Source organism: Streptomyces sp. NRRL F-6492 (assembly GCF_001280125.1).
Lineage (GTDB): Bacteria > Actinomycetota > Actinomycetes > Streptomycetales > Streptomycetaceae > Streptomyces.
The window spans coordinates 1-3,885 of sequence record NZ_LGEG01000074.1 but is presented as its reverse complement, the minus strand read 5'-3'; the positions used below and the strand labels follow the sequence as shown (position 1 = coordinate 3,885).

Here is a 3,885-nt window from a genome sequence, read left to right as displayed (position 1 = left end):
GATGGTACTGCAGGGGGGACCCTGTGGGAGAGTAGGACACCGCCGAACAATCATTGTGGGAAAGCCCCGCACCGTCATGGTGCGGGGCTTTTCTGCGTTCACGGGCCTTTTCAGGCCGGCGCGACGAGTTGGGCGTCGTACGCCAGGATGACCGCCTGGACGCGGTCGCGGGCGCCCGTCTTGGCGAGGACGCGGCTCACGTGGGTCTTCACCGTGGATTCCGCGAGGTGGAGGCGGGCGGCGATCTCGGTGTTCGTCCATCCCTGGCCGATGACGGTGAGGATCTCGCGTTCCCGGTCCGTCAGGGCGGCGAGGCGTGGGTCCTCCGGGCGGGGCTCCTCCGTGGGGGCGGCCTGCGGCAGGTGGTGGATGTAGGCGTCCAGGAGGCGGCGGGTGAGGCTCGGGGCCACGACCGCGTCGCCCGCGGCCACCGCGCGGATGCCGGCGAGGAGCTCCTCCGGCCGGGCGTCCTTCACCAGGAAGCCGCTGGCGCCGGCGCGCAGGCCGTCGTACGCGTACGCGTCCAGGTCGAAGGTGGTGACGATCAGGACGCGGGAGCGGGCGCCGGTGGCGATGATGCGGCGGGTCGCCTCGATGCCGTCCAGGCCCGGCATGCGGATGTCCATCAGGACGACGTCGGGGCGGAGGGCGTCGACCAGACGGACCGCCTCGGCGCCGTTCGACGCCTCGCCGACGACGGTCATGTCGTCCTGGCTCTCCAGCAGGATGCGGAAGCCGAAGCGCTGCATCGGCTGGTCGTCCGCGATGAGAACGGTCGTCACGAGGGGGAGACCTCCCGGGGGGTGCGAAGGGGGATGCGGAGCCGGACGGCCCAGCCGCCGGCCGGCAGCGGGCCGCAGTCGAGTGTGCCGTCGTAGAGGGCCGCGCGCTCGCGCATTCCGGTGAGGCCCTGGCCCTGCCCCCGGGGGGCGTGGGCGGTGCCCGTTCCGGTGTCCGTGATCTCGGCCCGTACCTCCCGGGGGGTGTACGTGAGGAGCACGGTCGCCCGCGCGGCGGGGCCCGCGTGCTTGAGGGTGTTCGTCAGGGCCTCCTGCACCACCCGGTAGACCGTCAGCTGGGCGCCGGGGGAGAGGGGTGGGGCGGGCGGCTCGTCGTGGGCGGCGAGCCGTACCGGCAGGCCCGCCTTCCGCACGCCGGTGAGCAGGGCGTCCAGGTCCGCCAGGGTGGGCTGGGGGTCCCGTGCCGCTTCCTGTTCGTCGTCGCGCAGGACGCCCAGGAGGCGGCGGAGGTCGGCGAGGGCCTCGCGGCTCGTCGTACCGATGGCGTCGAGGGCCTGGGCGGCGCGCTCGGGGCTCTTGGCCGCCGCGTACCGTCCGCCGTCCGCGAGGCCGGTGATGACCGAGAGGTTGTGGCCGATGATGTCGTGCATCTCCCGCGCGATGCGGGTCCGTTCGGCCGCGGCGGCGAGCCGGACCTCCTGGTCGCGCTCGATCTCCAGGCGGCGGGCCCGGTCGACGAGGCCCGCCGTGTGGTCCTTGCGGGAGCGGACCGTGATGCCGAGGAGGGCGACGAGCGCGTACGCCCACAGGGTGGGGACGACCCGCTGGTCCCAGCTCTCCGGGAAGAAGCGGACGGCCCCCGTCACCAGCGGCGGCAGGATCAGGGCGAGGGACCACAGGAGCGCGCGGGGCGGGCGGAGCAGCGCGATGTGGAAGACCGGGAGCAGCTGGAGGTACGAGGACTGGAGGAAGGCGCCCGAGGCGTCGCTGACGAGCGCCGCGCAGGCCATCGCGGCCAGGGCGGCCGTGGGGTGGCGGCGGCGCCAGTACAGCGGCACGCTCAGGGCCAGGCTGAGGGCGGTCACGAGCCAGACCGGCAGGGTCGGGTCCGGGGCGGTGGTCCGCCAGCCGCCCGCCGCGTCCACGAGCGCCGCGAGGACCCAGCCGGACGTCACCGCCGTGTCCCACGGCCAGGGGCGGCGGGCGTCGAAGGCCCGTACGCGCGTGAGGAGACGGTGGACGTGGCGGCTGAGGCCCGTGTCCGTGCCCATGTGTTCTTTCGTCTCCGTCGTCACGTCGTCATCTTCCTCGTGCGTTCCGGTACTTGGGCAACAGGGCGGTGGAGTCGACGCTAGGCGGCGGGTGGGGGCGGGGCGTCGGACCGGGGTGGTGTGCGGGGGGTCCGGGTGTAGTACCGGGGTATGACGGGTGGGGGCGGGGGCCCGGGAAATGCCTTGTCAGGGGGGTCTGCTCGTCGCCAGGATCAGATACATGGACTATCTGATACGGGTCATCCGTGCCGACGAGTGGGAGAAGGCCCGCGAGATCCGTCTCGTCGCCCTTCAAGATCCGGTCGCGCACCTGGCCTTCCTCGACACGTACGAGGCCGCCGTCGAGCGGCCCGACTCGTTCTGGCGGGAGCGGGCGGAGGCCTCGTCCGACAGCGGTGACGGGAAGGTGCGGCAGTTCGTGGCCGAGGGGCCGGACGGCTCCTGGGCCGGCACGATCACGGTGCTCGTGGAACGGCCCTCGGACGAGGTGCGGTTCGGCGGGGCGGCGAAGGTCGACCAGACGCACGTCGTGGGGGTGTACGTGCGTCCCGGGGCGCGCGGGGCGGGCGTCGTCGACGCGCTGTTCCGGGCGGGCGTGGAGTGGTCCTGGTCGCTGGCGGAGCCGGTGGTCGAGCGGGTGCGGCTGTACGTCCACGAGGAGAACGCGCGGGCGGCGGCCTTCTACCGCCGGTTCGGGTTCACGGCGACCGGCGAGCGGGTGGCGGTGCCGGGGAGCGAGGTGGCGGAGGAGGTGGAGTACGGGCTGGGACGGCCCGTCTCCCCGGGCGCCCGCTGAGGGACTTTCGACACGCGCCCTAGCCCCGTGGGACCAGGGCGTCGTTCGGCCAGCGGGTCCTGGCCTGTTCGCGGGAGCGCATCAGGGCCAGGGTCGGCAGGCCCCGGAGCCGGCCTTCGGCCAGGAGGGCCGGGAACGCGGGGAACGGGGCGACGGCGGCGACGTCGTCGAGCACCAGGGTGAGTGGTGGGTCGAGCCGACCGTCGGATGACCGTGCGGCCATGCGGCGGCCGTGCTCGACCACGCTTGCGGCGAGCGCCGTCAGGAGCGGCATCGCGCCGGGGTGGGTGCGGGGGTCCTCGATCGATTCACCCACCACGTAGAGGGTGCCCCCTTCGGGGACGAAAGATGCCAGCGCCAGTGAATCCGTTCGGTTCGGGGTGCACGCCTCCCGGATGTGGACCGTGGAGAACGCGGAGAACGCACGGGCCGTCAGTTCCTGTGCCAGACGACGGCTCTCGGGGTGGGCGGTCAGGGCGGATTCGAGCAGTCCCGCCAGGCCGGACACGGCCCTGGGGTGGCTGCGGAGGACCCGTACGGGTTCGGGGGCGTCGGAGCCCTGGGCCCAGCGGTGCACCTGCCGGAAGGGGCGGCCGTCGACGGCCGCCGCGTGCAGCCAGCAGCGCAGGAGTGTCTCCGCGGTGTCGGCGGTCGCCGCGTCGAGCCGGGAGTGCGGGCGGACCGGGGCGAGCAGGGCGGCGGCCCTGGCCCGGGCGGTCTCCGGGTCCTCGCAGCCCTCGACGGGCGACCAGTGGAGCCGGCCCGGGGTGTCGCAGAGGTGGCCGGGGTCGTAGACGAGGACCGGTCCGAGCTTGCCGCGCGCGTCCTTGGTGTCCGACCAGACGGTGGGGTCGGAGGTGACGACGAGGACCGGTCCTTCGGCGTCCCGCACGGCCTGGACGGCGGCGGGGCGGCGGACCTCGGGCGGGCCGAAGAGGGTGGTGCCGTCGGGTGTTCCGGCGGGGGCCGGACGGCCGGTCGTGGCCGTGCTCGTGGGCCGGGGCTGTGGGGGGATCTGCGGCTCGGCCGGGGCCAGGGGCGGCCTCGGAGTCTCCCGTACGGGGCCCAGGGGGGCGGG

4 protein-coding genes are annotated in these 3,885 nt (G+C 74.3%); 1 reads left to right on the top strand and 3 read right to left on the bottom strand.

All coding sequences use genetic code 11. From position 1 onward, the window contains the following. Positions 1–110: 110 nt before the first annotated feature. Both ADL08_RS08730 and ADL08_RS08725 read right to left on the bottom strand, forming a co-directional pair. The gene (locus ADL08_RS08730) at positions 111–782 is read right to left on the bottom strand and encodes a response regulator (RefSeq protein ID WP_053641500.1); all 672 of its coding nucleotides are present in this window, start codon (positions 780–782) and stop codon (positions 111–113) included. After that, positions 779–2,035 carry a sensor histidine kinase gene (locus ADL08_RS08725; protein ID WP_420710539.1) on the bottom strand — a complete coding sequence of 419 codons (1,257 nt, stop codon included), beginning with the start codon at positions 2,033–2,035 and terminating at the stop codon, positions 779–781. Before ADL08_RS08725 ends, ADL08_RS08730 begins: the two co-directional genes overlap by 4 nt. A 196-nt stretch (positions 2,036–2,231) precedes the next feature. On the opposite strand from ADL08_RS08725, the gene ADL08_RS08720 reads away from it, so the two are divergent. Next, positions 2,232–2,807: a GNAT family N-acetyltransferase gene (locus tag ADL08_RS08720; protein ID WP_053641498.1), complete on the top strand. Its 576-nt coding sequence runs from the start codon at positions 2,232–2,234 to the stop codon at positions 2,805–2,807. Between the two features lie 19 nt (positions 2,808–2,826). Here ADL08_RS08720 and ADL08_RS08715 read toward each other — a convergent pair. Next, a partial coding sequence (locus ADL08_RS08715; protein ID WP_053641497.1) for a type IV secretory system conjugative DNA transfer family protein occupies positions 2,827–3,885 on the bottom strand: 1,059 nt, incomplete at its 5' end.